This is a genomic window from Salmonella sp. SAL-020 (genome assembly GCF_017372215.1).
Taxonomy (GTDB): Bacteria; Pseudomonadota; Gammaproteobacteria; order Enterobacterales; family Enterobacteriaceae; genus Salmonella; species Salmonella enterica.
On record NZ_CP071690.1, the window covers coordinates 2,605,646 to 2,618,062 of the forward strand.

Here is a 12,417-nt window from a genome sequence, read left to right on the forward strand (position 1 = left end):
GGTTACGTTGTCACAAATGGCACGCGCGGCGCTACGGCGCACAGTAGCTCATAGCCCAGCGTGCCTGCCGCAGAGGCGACATCATCGACCTTAATTTCTTTGCCCCATAATTCAACCGGCGTGCCGATTCCCGCCTGCGGACACGGCGTCAAATCCACCGCCAGCATATCCATTGAAACGGTGCCTACTGTTCTGGTACGGATACCGTCCACCAGCACAGGCGTCCCGGTCGGTGCATGGCGTGGATAGCCATCGGCATAACCCGCCGCGACGATGCCAATGCGTTGTTCCTGAGTCACAGAATACCCTCCGCCATAGCCTACCCTTTCACCCGCGTTCAGCGTCTGCACGCCAATAATTTCGCTACTCAGCGTCATCACGGGTTTTAGTCCGGTATCGGCAATATCCCGCCACTGTCCTGACGGCGACGCGCCGTACAAAATAATGCCCGGCCTGACCCAGTCATAATGCGCCTGGGGATGCCACAGCGTCGCTGCCGAATTTGATAACGAGTATGAACATTGAAGGCCTTCTGTCGCCAGCGCAATACGCCTCATCGCCTCCCCGATACCTTCCGGATGATCGGCCTGAGCAAAATGTGACATCAGGGTCATTTCACCGACATTGCGCATTGCCCGCAATTGCTGCCAGACGGTCTGCGCCCGCTCAGGCTGAAAACCGAGTCGGTTCATGCCGCTGTTGACTTTGACATAGATATCCAGCGGCGCGTTAAGCCGCGCATTTTGCAGCGCTTTCAACTGCCAGTTACTGTGGATGCAGGTGGTCAGCCGATAAGTGTCATACGCCTCCAGGTCTTGCGCATGGAAAAACCCCTCCAGCATCAATATCGGCCCTTTCCACCCGCGCTCACGCAGGGTAATCGCCTCTTCAAGGTTGAGCATAGCGAAACCATCTGTGGCGCCCAGCGCGCTCCAGACGCGTTCAATACCGTGGCCGTAGGCGTTGGCTTTCACTACCGACCAGACGCGCGCCTCTGGGGCCGCCCGGCGCACAATAGCCAAATTTTGTTTCATTACCTGTAAATCAAGGCTGGCCTGTATAGGGCGGGTCATTTCACTTCCTTTATCAGTTATGCGCGCTATGCAAACGTTGCGGGGGGGTGGGCGTAAAATCGGAACGGTATCGCGCCACGCTCAGATCGTCGTAGGGTATCGCTGGCGTGCGACCCGACAAGATATCGCTTAACAACTGGCCTGAACCGCAGGCCATCGTCCAGCCTAAGGTGCCGTGTCCAGTATTAAGCCACAGATTTTTATAACGGGTGCGTCCTACTACCGGCGTGCCGTCCGGCGTCATGGGGCGCAGGCCGGTCCAGAATGTGGCCTGCTCAATATGACCGCCGCGCGGAAAGAGATCGCGCACAACCATCTCCAGCGTCTCGCGGCGCGGTTGCAGTAAGTCGGTATTAAAGCCCACGATTTCCGCCATTCCCCCCACGCGAATACGCTTATCAAAACGCGTAATAGCGATTTTGTAGGTTTCATCAAGAATCGTCGATACCGGCGCGCCGTCTGGCTCGACGATTGGGATGGTTAATGAATAGCCTTTCAGCGGATACACCGGGATATCAACAATGCCTTTAAGCATCGCCGTCGAATACGATCCAAACGCCATAACATACGCATCTGCTTTAATGATCTCATCGGCGCATTTCACGCCGTAAATCTGATCATTTTCGTACAGTAATTTTTCCACGGGAGTATTAAAGCGAAAGGTTACGCCCGCCTGCTCCGCCATGCGCGCCAGACGCTGGGTAAAGAGCTGACAGTCCCCGGTTTCATCATTCGGTAAGCGCAGTCCGCCGGTTAATTTATGCGCAACCTCAGCCAGAGCGGGTTCAACTTCCGCCAGTCGGCTGGATTCCAGGAGCTGATACGGCACCCCGGCATCTTCCAGCACGGCGATATCACGGGTGGCGTTCTCATACTGTTGCGCGGTGCGGAAGAGTTGTAGCGTTCCCCCCTGGCGGCCTTCATATTCGATACCGGTCGCGGCGCGTAGCGTTTTCAGACAGTCGCGACTATATTCCGCCAGGCGCACCATGCGGCCTTTATTTTCCATATAATGCCGGGTATCGCAGTTACGCAGCATTTGCCACATCCACTTCAGTTGAAATGGGGTGCCATCCAGACGCACCGCCAGCGGCGCATGGCGCTGGAACATCCATTTTATCGCCTTCAGCGGTACGCCAGGGGCCGCCCAGGGCGCCGCATATCCCGGTGAAATTTGTCCGGCATTCGCCGCGCTGGTTTCTTGCGCCGGGCCGGATTCGCGATCGATGACGGTGACATCATGCCCCGCCTGACTCAAGTACCAGGCGCTGGTCACGCCAACTACGCCACTCCCCAGGATGACAACTCGCATAGCCACTCCGTTAATAGTAAAAGAACAATCTTCTGATTACATCTTGATAACCCAGATGAAAATATTATTCAACATATGACTTTTTTATGGTGACGTGCTTCACATATACCCTAAAGACAAGCGATCCCACTGGTTTGGGATCTCCTGCTACGCGGCATGGCTATACAGCATAAAATGATGCCAATACCCGATTTTTTGCCGTTCAATGTGGAGGAAATCGCAAAGAAAAGTTTTCACGATCAAGTCGTTTTTTAACATGGTGTTCTATGCTTGAAAGGAGGCGCTCCATACAGAGAGCGTCGCCAACAATGAGGGTGCGCGAATGGCAATGATTGATTCCATGAACAAGGACACCACACGTTTGAGCGATGGACCCGACTGGACATTTGATCTGCTGGATGTCTATCTGGCAGAGATAGACCGCGTGGCGAAGCTCTACCAACTGGATACTTACCCGCACCAAATTGAAGTCATCACTTCCGAACAGATGATGGACGCCTACTCCAGCGTCGGGATGCCGATCAACTATCCGCACTGGTCGTTTGGCAAAAAGTTCATTGAGACGGAACGTCTGTATAAGCATGGTCAACAAGGACTGGCTTATGAAATTGTGATCAACTCTAATCCCTGCATTGCCTACCTGATGGAAGAGAACACCATCACCATGCAAGCGCTGGTCATGGCGCACGCCTGTTACGGCCACAACTCCTTTTTTAAAAATAATTATCTCTTCCGGAGCTGGACGGATGCCAGCTCTATCGTCGACTACCTGATTTTCGCCCGGAATTACATTACCCGCTGTGAAGAACGCTACGGAGTGGATGAAGTAGAAAAACTGCTCGACTCCTGCCACGCGCTGATGAATTACGGCGTCGATCGCTATAAGCGCCCGCAGAAAATCTCGTTGCAGGAAGAGAAAGCGCGACAAAAAAGCCGGGAAGAGTATCTACAAAGCCAGGTGAATATGCTGTGGCGCACGCTGCCAAAACGCGAGGAAGAAAAAACTGTCGCCGAAGCACGCCGCTTTCCCGCTGAACCGCAGGAAAACCTGCTCTATTTTATGGAGAAAAACGCCCCGTTGCTCGAGCCGTGGCAGCGCGAAATTCTGCGCATCGTGCGTAAAGTCAGCCAGTATTTTTATCCGCAGAAACAGACGCAGGTCATGAACGAGGGCTGGGCGACCTTCTGGCACTACACCATCCTGAACCATCTGTATGATGAAGGCAAAGTGACGGAACGCTTTATGCTGGAGTTTTTACACAGCCATACCAATGTCGTATTTCAGCCGCCCTATAATAGCCCCTGGTATAGCGGAATTAACCCCTATGCGCTCGGCTTTGCCATGTTCCAGGATATCAAACGTATTTGTCAGTCGCCCACGGATGAAGATAAATACTGGTTTCCGGATATTGCCGGTTCCGACTGGCTGGAAACGCTGCACTTCGCCATGCGCGATTTTAAAGATGAAAGCTTTATCAGCCAGTTCCTGTCGCCAAAAGTGATGCGTGATTTCCGTTTCTTCACGGTACTTGATGATGACAGGCATAATTATCTGGAGATCTCCGCCATTCATAACGAAGAAGGTTATCGGGAGATTCGATCAAAACTGTCGTCACAGTATAACCTGAGCAACCTGGAGCCGAATATTCAGGTCTGGAATGTGGATTTACGCGGCGACAGATCGCTGACGTTGCGTTATATCCCGCATAACCGCGCACCGCTGGATAAAGGCCGCAAAGAGGTGCTGAAACATGTGCATCGGTTATGGGGCTTTGATGTGATGCTGGAGCAACAAAATGAGGATGGCAGCGTAGAACTGCTGGAGCGTTGTCCGCCGCGCATGAACACGCTGTAATCGAGATGCTGCCCGGTAGTGTTTGCGCCTACCGGGCATCGCGGGATTATCGTCCCTGAATCGCTAAATCGCCGGGCAGATTTTTCTGCATCCGATGCCAAATCTCGCCGCTGTCATGCCCGTAACGTCGCACCGTTTCATACACCTGGTCGTGCGCGCCCTGCTCGCATAACGACGATAATTTATGATAGAAACCCAGTGCCAGACTGCGCGCTTCCGGATTGGCGAAATAGTGGCGACCAATGCGGGTGTATAACCCTTTCATGCCGTTCAGGATCAAGCCGTAAATAGGATTGCCGGAGGCGAATGCCAGACCACGAAAGATGTTATAGTCCAGATCGGCGAATGCATCGGCATGGTCGGCCACTTCGTGGGCAGTGGCCAGCACTTCCTGCGCCTTATCCGGGTGTTGACGCAACGCGGTACGAATAAAGATAGTAGAAATATTGGTACGCACCGACAACAAATTGTCGATCAGTTGCGGAACGCTTTCATGATCAAGGCGGGCCAGCGTTTCAAGGATATTCAGCCCTGACGTTTCCCAAAAATTATTAACCTTTGTCGGTTTGCCATGCTGAATGGTCAGCCAGCCATCTCGCGCCAGCCGCTGTAACACCTCGCGTAATGTCGTGCGCGTCACGCCGATCAGTTCGGAGAGTTCTCGTTCTGCCGGTAAGATCGTGCCAGGAGGAAAGCGGTTATTCCAGATACTTTCAATAATATACTCTTCCGCGAAACCCGCCGGGCTCTGCGCCTTAATGACCATAGTGAGATTTCCATTACACAGCAAAACATAGTTGCACTCATCATACCAGACGGGCGTAACACCTGATAGCGGACGCAATGAAGAAAAAGGGGATCAAGGCACCATTTCTGATATCGCCTGCCAATATCGTTAAGGACTTGCTTGCATTCGTCGCGCTCGCTACTCTCTGTGTTTAAACATAAAAACGCTATTTCATTTTTCTAGGTAAGGAAAAATTTCATGGAGATCTCATGGGGTCGCGCCATGTGGCGCAACTTTTTAGGCCAGTCGCCCGACTGGTACAAACTGGCACTACTTGTCTTTTTAATTGTTAACCCATTCATTTTCTTAGCTAATCCCTTTATTGCCGGTTGGCTGCTGGTGGCAGAGTTTATCTTCACTCTGGCGATGGCGTTAAAGTGTTACCCCCTGCTGCCCGGCGGGTTACTGGCCATTGAAGCCGTTATCATCGGTATGACCAGCGCCGCCCATGTACGTGAAGAGGTTGCCGCCAACCTGGAAGTCTTGCTGCTGCTGATGTTTATGGTGGCAGGCATCTACTTTATGAAGCAGTTATTGCTGTTTATTTTTACCCGTCTGTTACTCAGTATCCGCTCGAAGATGGTTCTGTCGCTGGCCTTTTGCGTCGCCGCCGCGTTCTTGTCGGCTTTCCTTGACGCGCTTACCGTCGTTGCGGTGGTGATCAGCGTCGCCGTCGGTTTTTACGGGATTTACCATCGTGTGGCCTCATCGCGCGGCGAAGAGAACGATATGCTGGACGACAGCCATATCGATCCGCATTACAAAACGGTGCTGGAGCAATTCCGCGGATTCTTGCGTAGTCTGATGATGCATGCAGGCGTGGGGACGGCGCTGGGCGGCGTCATGACCATGGTCGGGGAGCCGCAAAACCTGATCATCGCTAAAGCGGCTGGCTGGCATTTCGGCGACTTCTTTTTGCGGATGTCGCCTGTCACCGTCCCGGTACTGGTATGTGGACTGTTAACCTGTATGCTGGTCGAGAAAATGCGCTGGTTTGGCTATGGCGAAACGTTGCCCGAAAAAGTCCGCGATGTTTTACAGCAATTCGACGATCAAAGCCGTAAGAAGCGCACCCGCCAGGATAAAATTAAACTAATAGTCCAGGCGGTTATTGGCGTCTGGCTGGTTACCGCCCTCGCCCTCCATCTCGCGGAGGTGGGACTGATTGGTCTGTCGGTCATTATTCTGGCCACCGCGTTAACGGGTGTAACCGATGAACACGCCATCGGCAAAGCGTTTACCGAGTCGCTGCCGTTTACTGCGCTGTTAACCGTTTTCTTCTCCATTGTGGCGGTTATTATCGATCAACATCTTTTCGCGCCGATTATTCAGTTCGTCTTGCAAGCCTCTGAACACGCGCAGCTAACGCTGTTCTATCTCTTTAACGGCCTGTTGTCTTCCATCTCAGATAACGTCTTTGTCGGCACCATTTATATCAACGAAGCGAAGGCGGCAATGGAAAACGGCGCAATCAGCTTAAAACAGTTTGAGCTGCTAGCCGTGGCCATCAATACCGGTACTAACCTGCCATCGGTAGCGACGCCAAATGGTCAGGCGGCATTCTTATTCCTGCTGACCTCCGCGCTGGCGCCGTTAATCCGTCTCTCCTATGGCCGTATGGTCTGGATGGCGTTACCGTACACTATCGTACTGACCCTGATAGGGCTACTGTGCGTCGAATTCACTCTTGCGCCGGCCACCGAATGGATGACTCAGGCAGGATGGTTAGCAACGCTTTCGTAACGTTTGGCCGGGCAATACACCGCCCGGCTCCGATTTTTGCCTGATAATTATCCAATTACACATTATTTCATTTCCCGCTAGTGGCGCACGAATTGAATTGGTTTACACTGCGGTCTCTACGCATGTTGCAGGGAAATTATTATGTTGCGATTTTTAAACCAGTGCTCACGGGGTCGGGGCGCATGGTTACTGATGGCGTTTACCGCCCTGGCGCTGGAAATGGTGGCGCTGTGGTTCCAGCACGTCATGTTACTTAAACCTTGCGTGCTATGTATTTACGAACGTTGCGCCCTGTTTGGCGTGATGGGCGCGGGTCTGGTCGGCGCTATAGCGCCGAAAACACCGCTGCGATACGTGGCCATGGTTATCTGGATTTACAGCGCATGGCGGGGTCTACAACTGGCGTATGAACATACGATGATTCAGTTGCATCCCTCGCCGTTCATGACCTGTGACTTTATGGCGCGCTTTCCAGACTGGTTGCCGTTGGGTAAATGGCTGCCGCAGGTGTTTGTGGCATCCGGTGATTGCGCCGAACGCCAGTGGTCGTTTTTAACGCTGGAGATGCCGCAATGGCTGTTGGGGATCTTTGCCGCTTACCTTGTGGTGGCGATAGCCGTCGTCATAGCCCAGGCATTTAAGCCTAAAAAACGCGACCTGTTCGGTCGTTGATACACACGCTCCTTCGGGAGCGTTTTTTTTGCCCGAAGCGTTGTTTGCCAGTAATTAAAAGGTGTATATTAAATACATCTTTTAATTACCACATCAGGGAGATGTCTTATGTCCCACTTACGCATCCCGGCAAACTGGAAAGTTAAACGCTCTACCCCCTTTTTCACCAAAGAGAATGTTCCGGCGGCACTGCTCTCTCATCACAACACAGCGGCAGGCGTTTTCGGACAACTCTGCGTGATGGAAGGCACCGTGACCTACTATGGCTTTGCGAATGAAACCGCGACAGAACCCGAAGTGAAAGTGGTGATTAATGCCGGGCAATTCGCCACCAGTCCGCCGCAATACTGGCATCGGGTAGAGCTGAGCGATGATGCGCGGTTCAACATTCATTTTTGGGTAGAGGAAGACCATCAGGGCGAGGAAATGTATCAACAGAAAAAAGCCTGACATCGGTAAACCAGTCACCACTGGGCGGCGTCCCGCCCAGTAGCCAGGTGATTAATGGCGCTAATTAAACGCTAGAGTAGTTTAATTTTAACGTGGTATCCCTCAAGCCCTTTCATCGTTTCTCGCGGCGCGAACTCTATTTCGGAAACCTCTTGCCCGGTTTTCTTCCGTAGTTCGGCGACCTTTTTGCTAATGAGTGCCGCGATTTCCTCTTCTGCTTTATGTGTCAACTCTTCGCTGTTCATTGATTTCCTCCTTTGAACTCGCAAACGGCTAAGCGCAATAAGACAGTGTCGTCATGGACGCGCTACTATTTTAACGTACAAAAAATTATAGGCTATCTTTCTGAGGATTATCAGGATGTTTCGCTTTAGAAGATGTAAAAAACCGCCTGGCACAGACGGTGCATCAGGCGGTTGGTTAATAGCACAAGACGCTATCTACGAGGATCTTCAACCTCATTCTGGGTATCCGGGTCGAGAGGATCGTCTCCCTCTGGTGTATCCGGAATATTTTCACCAGGAAGCGGCTCATCCTCTGGTAATGGATCGACTAAATCAGGACGTTCAGACATAAAGCCTCCAACGAACCATAGTTATTAAAGATACCCTACAGCACTACTTTTGGTTTTTCTTTGGATTTTTTCCTTCGTCTTCGGGTGTCTTATCAGGCTTCCTGGGCTGATCCTTTGAAACGCGCAACGGTTGGTTATTCATGGGGTAACTCCTCAGGATAGGCAGCGATATACTGCTTTGAAAGTATAGAGTCGCCGCCATACGTGCGCGAGCGCAGCGACAAGGCGCGTCAGGGAAGAAGAGAAGGCAGTGATAACGCCAGGTGACGGAATTTGCACGCAATTCCTGGCTTCAGGGGCCGCCCAGCGTAAATTAAAGAATTGTAAACAATCAGCCGTTTTGCCGAAGACTTATTCTGCCCACGACGGTTTATTTAAAATATGATCCTGCCAGTCCCGTACTTCAGATTCTTTAACCGCGATATGACGGACAGAAATTCGCTCGCCATGCATAGCAGCTTTCGATCCAGTCAGCAGCGGATGCCACGTCGGCAAGGGCTTACCTTCCGCCAACAAACGGTAGGCGCAGGTCATCGGCAACCATTCAAAGTCTGGCAAGTTTTCGCGAGTGAGTTTGATACAGTCGGGTTCAAATTCAAAACGGCGCTCATAATGACGGCACTGGCACGTTTTGATATTTAATTGCCTGCACGCCACGTTGGTGAAGTAGATTTCATCTGTATCTTCATCCATCAGCTTATGCAGGCAGCATTGACCGCAGCCATCGCACAGCGACTCCCACTCGGCATCGGTCATTTCATCCAGGGTTTTACGTTGCCAGAAAGGTGTATCGCTCATTAAAGTATCCGCCATTGCACTAAAGCTGCACCTTATAACCAGTCTGGCCTGCAGATGCAAGTTTTACCGCCGCTGAAGGCGGCAAGCAGATTTTACAGAACGCGGGTAGACAACGTTTCGCCATTAAAACGAATGTCCAGCTCATCGCCGCTTAATAATGGCCCCACGCCTGCCGGCGTGCCGGTTAGCACCACGTCCCCGGCTTTGAGCGTAAAATAGCGGCTCATATAGGCGATAAGGGGCACAATAGGATGAATCATATCCGCGGTCGACCCTTGCTGGCGAACCTCGCCATTAACGTTAAGTCCGATAACCGTATTTTGCGGATCGCCGCAGAAGGCCGCGACAGGGATGAAGCCTGAAATCGGACATGCGTTATCAAAACCTTTGGCTTTTTCCCAGGGCTGTCCGGCCTTTTTCATTTTCCCTTGAATATCGCGCAGGGTTAAATCAAGCGCCACGCCATAACCGGCTATCGCTTTACGTACATGATCTTCGGTCGCCTGGCGGAGCGTTGCGCCAATCAGCACAGCAAGCTCAACTTCATGATGAACAGCCCCCATATCCGCCGGAATCGCCAGCGGCTGGCGAATATCACACAATGCGGTTTCCGGCTTGATAAAAAGCACGGGTTCTTCCGGCGTCGCGCTGCCCATCTCCTTGATGTGATTTGCGTAATTACTGCCCACGCAGACCACTTTACTTACCGGGTAATCAAGCAAGGCGCCTTGCCAGTTACGATGTTGATACATATTTTCCCCTAAGATCATGATGGAATTCAGGCGCGGCGCCGAATACCGTTTAACGGTCAGCGGGCGACGTATTTTGTCCTACCGAAGAAAGATGTTGTTTCAGCAAATCTTCCGGCAGCGGCGGCAATTGTAAATAATAGCCCTGCTCGCTTAACGCCTGTTTTACTTTTTCGAGCTCGGCATTGACTAATTTTTTACGTCCATCAAGCGGCAGCATCATCGCTAACTGCGGCTGACCGAATCCTTTCATCAATGCTTCAGGCACCCGCGAAAAATCGTCTTTTTTTTCGACATACAAATAGGTTTGATCGCGCTTGCTACTTCTATAGATCACACAAAACATACTTTTACTCTGAATTAACGGGATGGTGACTTGCCTCAATATAATACTGACTATAACATGCCTTCTGGACTTCGGAATATCACTCCGTATCGGAGATGATAAATAGCAAATTGAGTAAGGCCAGGATGTCAAACACGCCAATCGAGCTTAAAGGCAGTAGCTTCACCTTATCAGTGGTTCATTTGCATGAAGCGGAACCAGAGGTTATTCGTCAGGCGTTAGAAGACAAAATAGCGCAGGCTCCTGCGTTTTTAAAACACGCCCCTGTCGTTATTAACGTTAGCGGTCTTGAAAGCCCGGTAAACTGGCCGGAACTGCATAAGATCGTGACCTCAACCGGCTTACGCATTATCGGCGTGAGCGGCTGTAAAGACACCAGCCTGAAAGTAGAAATCGATCGGATGGGTCTTCCTTTACTGACTGAAGGTAAAGAGAAAGCGGTTCGGCCTGCGCCCGTTGAGCCGGCAACGCCCAGCGAACCGCCGCAAAACGCCAATCCCATCACAAAAACGCGATTAATTGATGTTCCGGTTCGTTCCGGTCAGCGCATTTATGCTCCACAATGTGATCTGATTGTTACAAGTCACGTCAGCGCTGGCGCAGAGCTTATCGCTGACGGCAATATCCATGTCTATGGCATGATGAGAGGTCGCGCGCTGGCAGGAGCGAGCGGCGATCGGGAAGCGCAAATTTTTTGTACCCATCTGACGGCAGAACTGGTCTCTATCGCAGGTGTTTACTGGCTGAGTGATAAAATCCCGGCAGAATTTTATGGCAAAGCGGCGCGCCTGCGTTTAGCAGACAACGCTTTGACAGTTCAACCGTTGAATTGATCCCTTTTTAACAAGGAATTTTTATGGCACGCATTATTGTTGTTACTTCGGGTAAAGGGGGCGTTGGCAAGACCACCTCCAGCGCGGCCATCGCTACAGGTTTGGCCCAGAAGGGAAAGAAAACTGTCGTCATTGATTTTGATATCGGACTGCGTAACCTCGATCTGATTATGGGGTGCGAACGTCGTGTCGTTTACGATTTTGTAAACGTCATTCAGGGCGATGCGACACTGAATCAGGCGCTGATCAAAGATAAGCGTACTGAAAATCTCTTCATTCTTCCGGCGTCGCAGACCCGGGATAAAGACGCGCTAACGCGCGAAGGCGTCGCTAAGGTACTGGACTCACTGAAAGCGATGGACTTTGAGTTCATCGTTTGCGACTCGCCGGCGGGTATCGAAACCGGGGCGCTGATGGCGCTCTATTTTGCCGATGAAGCGATCATCACGACTAACCCGGAAGTCTCTTCTGTCCGTGACTCGGACCGTATTCTGGGTATTCTGGCATCGAAATCTCGTCGCGCAGAAAATGGCGAAGAACCGATTAAAGAACATCTCCTGTTGACGCGCTACAATCCAGGCCGCGTCAATAAAGGCGACATGCTCAGCATGGAAGATGTACTGGAGATTCTGCGTATTAAACTCGTCGGGGTGATCCCGGAAGATCAATCCGTACTGCGCGCATCTAACCAGGGTGAACCGGTGATTCTTGACGCCACTGCGGATGCGGGTAAAGCCTATGCAGATACCGTAGATCGTCTGTTGGGAGAAGAACGTCCTTTCCGCTTCATTGAAGAAGAGAAGAAAGGTTTCCTCAAACGCCTGTTCGGAGGATAAATTATGGCATTACTGGATTTTTTTCTCTCGCGGAAAAAGAGTACCGCTAATATTGCAAAAGAGCGGTTGCAAATCATTGTCGCGGAACGTCGCCGTAGCGATGCCGAACCGCATTATTTACCGCAGTTACGTAAAGATATTCTTGAGGTCATTTGTAAATACGTACAAATCGATCCGGAAATGGTTACCGTCCAGCTTGAGCAAAAAGATGGTGATATCTCCATCCTTGAACTTAACGTAACGCTGCCGGAAGCCGAAGAGTCAAAATAAGCTCTTTTATGGGAAAATTCCTGGATTAAAAAAGGCAGAAGAATCTGCCTTTTTTATTTTTTTACATTATTCCGAATACGGACATTTATTTCACTGGCCGTTTTCCCGGCAATTACCGC

The 12,417-nt window shown here is 51.3% G+C and carries 15 protein-coding genes; 7 read left to right on the forward strand and 8 right to left on the reverse strand.

Features of this window, described 5'->3' with window-relative positions; genetic code table 11:
* Positions 1-2: 2 nt before the first annotated feature.
* Both dadX and J1G48_RS12660 read right to left on the reverse strand, forming a co-directional pair.
* A complete protein-coding gene (gene dadX / locus J1G48_RS12655) occupies positions 3-1,073 on the reverse strand; it encodes a catabolic alanine racemase DadX (RefSeq protein ID WP_000197907.1) in 1,071 nt (356 codons plus the stop codon).
* A gap of 13 nt (positions 1,074-1,086) precedes the next feature.
* Complete coding sequence (locus J1G48_RS12660) at positions 1,087-2,385, reverse strand: D-amino acid dehydrogenase (RefSeq protein WP_001266937.1); 1,299 nt, start codon at positions 2,383-2,385, stop codon at positions 1,087-1,089.
* 322 nt (positions 2,386-2,707) lie between these two features.
* Between J1G48_RS12660 and J1G48_RS12665 the strand changes: the two genes are divergently transcribed.
* Complete coding sequence (locus J1G48_RS12665) at positions 2,708-4,240, forward strand: SpoVR family protein (RefSeq protein ID WP_001240763.1); 1,533 nt, start codon at positions 2,708-2,710, stop codon at positions 4,238-4,240.
* A gap of 46 nt (positions 4,241-4,286) precedes the next feature.
* Here the strand turns inward: J1G48_RS12665 and fadR are convergent, their stop codons facing one another.
* Positions 4,287-5,006: a fatty acid metabolism transcriptional regulator FadR gene (fadR, locus tag J1G48_RS12670; RefSeq protein ID WP_000234826.1), complete on the reverse strand. Its 720-nt coding sequence runs from the start codon at positions 5,004-5,006 to the stop codon at positions 4,287-4,289.
* Positions 5,007-5,225: 219 nt separating this feature from the next.
* Between fadR and nhaB the strand changes: the two genes are divergently transcribed.
* The 3 genes from nhaB (at position 5,226) to J1G48_RS12685 (ending at position 7,892) form a co-directional block, all read left to right on the forward strand.
* Complete coding sequence (gene nhaB / locus J1G48_RS12675; RefSeq protein WP_000406438.1) at positions 5,226-6,770, forward strand: Na(+)/H(+) antiporter NhaB; 1,545 nt, start codon at positions 5,226-5,228, stop codon at positions 6,768-6,770.
* Between the two features lie 141 nt (positions 6,771-6,911).
* Positions 6,912-7,442 carry a disulfide bond formation protein DsbB gene (gene dsbB, locus J1G48_RS12680; protein ID WP_000943475.1) on the forward strand — a complete coding sequence of 177 codons (531 nt, stop codon included), beginning with the start codon at positions 6,912-6,914 and terminating at the stop codon, positions 7,440-7,442.
* Between the two features lie 108 nt (positions 7,443-7,550).
* Entirely contained in the window at positions 7,551-7,892 is a 342-nt protein-coding gene (locus J1G48_RS12685; protein ID WP_000018967.1) for a DUF1971 domain-containing protein, read from the forward strand.
* Between the two features lie 71 nt (positions 7,893-7,963).
* Here the strand turns inward: J1G48_RS12685 and J1G48_RS12690 are convergent, their stop codons facing one another.
* The 5 genes from J1G48_RS12690 to J1G48_RS12710 form a co-directional block, all read right to left on the reverse strand.
* Positions 7,964-8,137, reverse strand: coding sequence for an addiction module toxin, GnsA/GnsB family (locus J1G48_RS12690; protein WP_001083582.1), 174 nt, complete (start codon positions 8,135-8,137; stop codon positions 7,964-7,966).
* A gap of 191 nt (positions 8,138-8,328) precedes the next feature.
* Positions 8,329-8,466: a hypothetical protein gene (locus J1G48_RS12695; RefSeq protein ID WP_001519337.1), complete on the reverse strand. Its 138-nt coding sequence runs from the start codon at positions 8,464-8,466 to the stop codon at positions 8,329-8,331.
* A 351-nt stretch (positions 8,467-8,817) separates the two neighbouring features.
* Positions 8,818-9,264 (reverse strand): YcgN family cysteine cluster protein, encoded by a 447-nt coding sequence (locus J1G48_RS12700; RefSeq protein ID WP_001285703.1) that lies wholly within the window; start codon positions 9,262-9,264, stop codon positions 8,818-8,820.
* Between the two features lie 92 nt (positions 9,265-9,356).
* Complete coding sequence (locus J1G48_RS12705) at positions 9,357-10,016, reverse strand: fumarylacetoacetate hydrolase family protein (RefSeq protein ID WP_001519895.1); 660 nt, start codon at positions 10,014-10,016, stop codon at positions 9,357-9,359.
* Between the two features lie 49 nt (positions 10,017-10,065).
* Complete coding sequence (locus J1G48_RS12710; protein WP_187787666.1) at positions 10,066-10,359, reverse strand: YcgL domain-containing protein; 294 nt, start codon at positions 10,357-10,359, stop codon at positions 10,066-10,068.
* A gap of 125 nt (positions 10,360-10,484) precedes the next feature.
* Here J1G48_RS12710 and minC point away from each other — a divergent pair, with 125 nt between their 5' ends.
* The 3 genes from minC to minE are packed head-to-tail and all read left to right on the forward strand — an operon-like array spanning position 10,485 to position 12,298.
* On the forward strand, positions 10,485-11,192 hold the full coding sequence (gene minC, locus J1G48_RS12715) for a septum site-determining protein MinC (protein WP_000072528.1): 708 nt from the start codon (positions 10,485-10,487) through the stop codon (positions 11,190-11,192).
* A 23-nt stretch (positions 11,193-11,215) separates the two neighbouring features.
* Positions 11,216-12,028, forward strand: a complete 813-nt coding sequence (minD, locus tag J1G48_RS12720; RefSeq protein WP_000101047.1) for a septum site-determining protein MinD — start codon at positions 11,216-11,218, stop codon at positions 12,026-12,028.
* A gap of 3 nt (positions 12,029-12,031) precedes the next feature.
* Complete coding sequence (minE, locus tag J1G48_RS12725; protein WP_001185666.1) at positions 12,032-12,298, forward strand: cell division topological specificity factor MinE; 267 nt, start codon at positions 12,032-12,034, stop codon at positions 12,296-12,298.
* Positions 12,299-12,417: the final 119 nt, after the last annotated feature.

Excerpts from the sequence above, each read along its gene's own strand:
- dadX (WP_000197907.1), bottom strand. The coding sequence starts at position 1,073 with ATGACCCGCCCTATACAGGCCAGCCTTGATTTACAGGTAATGAAACAA.
- J1G48_RS12660 (WP_001266937.1), bottom strand. The coding sequence starts at position 2,385 with ATGCGAGTTGTCATCCTGGGGAGTGGCGTAGTTGGCGTGACCAGCGCC.
- J1G48_RS12665 (WP_001240763.1), top strand. The coding sequence starts at position 2,708 with ATGGCAATGATTGATTCCATGAACAAGGACACCACACGTTTGAGCGAT.
- fadR (WP_000234826.1), bottom strand. The coding sequence starts at position 5,006 with ATGGTCATTAAGGCGCAGAGCCCGGCGGGTTTCGCGGAAGAGTATATT.
- nhaB (WP_000406438.1), top strand. The coding sequence starts at position 5,226 with ATGGAGATCTCATGGGGTCGCGCCATGTGGCGCAACTTTTTAGGCCAG.
- dsbB (WP_000943475.1), top strand. The coding sequence starts at position 6,912 with ATGTTGCGATTTTTAAACCAGTGCTCACGGGGTCGGGGCGCATGGTTA.
- J1G48_RS12685 (WP_000018967.1), top strand. The coding sequence starts at position 7,551 with ATGTCCCACTTACGCATCCCGGCAAACTGGAAAGTTAAACGCTCTACC.
- J1G48_RS12690 (WP_001083582.1), bottom strand. The coding sequence starts at position 8,137 with ATGAACAGCGAAGAGTTGACACATAAAGCAGAAGAGGAAATCGCGGCA.
- J1G48_RS12695 (WP_001519337.1), bottom strand. The coding sequence starts at position 8,466 with ATGTCTGAACGTCCTGATTTAGTCGATCCATTACCAGAGGATGAGCCG.
- J1G48_RS12700 (WP_001285703.1), bottom strand. The coding sequence starts at position 9,264 with ATGAGCGATACACCTTTCTGGCAACGTAAAACCCTGGATGAAATGACC.
- J1G48_RS12705 (WP_001519895.1), bottom strand. The coding sequence starts at position 10,016 with ATGTATCAACATCGTAACTGGCAAGGCGCCTTGCTTGATTACCCGGTA.
- J1G48_RS12710 (WP_187787666.1), bottom strand. The coding sequence starts at position 10,359 with ATGTTTTGTGTGATCTATAGAAGTAGCAAGCGCGATCAAACCTATTTG.
- minC (WP_000072528.1), top strand. The coding sequence starts at position 10,485 with ATGTCAAACACGCCAATCGAGCTTAAAGGCAGTAGCTTCACCTTATCA.
- minD (WP_000101047.1), top strand. The coding sequence starts at position 11,216 with ATGGCACGCATTATTGTTGTTACTTCGGGTAAAGGGGGCGTTGGCAAG.
- minE (WP_001185666.1), top strand. The coding sequence starts at position 12,032 with ATGGCATTACTGGATTTTTTTCTCTCGCGGAAAAAGAGTACCGCTAAT.